This window comes from Flavobacterium suzhouense, from assembly GCF_042684765.1.
Classification (GTDB): Bacteria; Bacteroidota; Bacteroidia; order Flavobacteriales; family Flavobacteriaceae; genus Flavobacterium; species Flavobacterium suzhouense.
In genome coordinates, this window is the sequence record NZ_JBHUMD010000031.1 from 1 (window position 1) to 1,161 (window position 1,161).

General features: G+C 49.5%; 1 rRNA gene. It reads left to right on the forward strand.

What is annotated here, in order from left to right:
• A 16S ribosomal RNA gene (locus ACFSR3_RS17390) occupies window positions 1–1,161 on the forward strand; the annotation flags it as partial.

Sequence of the window (1,161 nt, forward strand, 5' to 3'; positions counted from 1 at the left end):
TTTGAGACCGGCGCACGGGTGCGTAACGCGTATGCAATCTGCCTTGTACAAAGGGATAGCCCAGAGAAATTTGGATTAATACCTTATAGTATACTGATGTGGCATCACATTAATATTAAAGATTTATCGGTACAAGATGAGCATGCGTCCCATTAGCTAGTTGGTATGGTAACGGCATACCAAGGCAATGATGGGTAGGGGTCCTGAGAGGGAGATCCCCCACACTGGTACTGAGACACGGACCAGACTCCTACGGGAGGCAGCAGTGAGGAATATTGGTCAATGGGCGCAAGCCTGAACCAGCCATGCCGCGTGCAGGATGACGGTCCTATGGATTGTAAACTGCTTTTGTACGGGAAGAAACACCTCTACGTGTAGAGGCTTGACGGTACCGTAAGAATAAGGATCGGCTAACTCCGTGCCAGCAGCCGCGGTAATACGGAGGATCCAAGCGTTATCCGGAATCATTGGGTTTAAAGGGTCCGTAGGCGGTTTTATAAGTCAGTGGTGAAATCCGGCAGCTTAACTGTCGAACTGCCATTGATACTGTAGAACTTGAATTATTGTGAAGTAACTAGAATATGTAGTGTAGCGGTGAAATGCTTAGATATTACATGGAATACCAATTGCGAAGGCAGGTTACTAACAATACATTGACGCTGATGGACGAAAGCGTGGGGAGCGAACAGGATTAGATACCCTGGTAGTCCACGCCGTAAACGATGGATACTAGCTGTTTGGCAGCAATGCTGAGTGGCTAAGCGAAAGTGATAAGTATCCCACCTGGGGAGTACGAACGCAAGTTTGAAACTCAAAGGAATTGACGGGGGCCCGCACAAGCGGTGGAGCATGTGGTTTAATTCGATGATACGCGAGGAACCTTACCAGGGCTTAAATGTAGTGGGACAGGCTTGGAAACAGGCCCTTCTTCGGACTCATTACAAGGTGCTGCATGGTTGTCGTCAGCTCGTGCCGTGAGGTGTCAGGTTAAGTCCTATAACGAGCGCAACCCCTGTTGTTAGTTGCCATCGAGTAATGTCGGGAACTCTAACAAGACTGCCGGTGCAAACCGTGAGGAAGGTGGGGATGACGTCAAATCATCACGGCCCTTACGTCCTGGGCTACACACGTGCTACAATGGCCGGTACAGAGAGCAGCCAC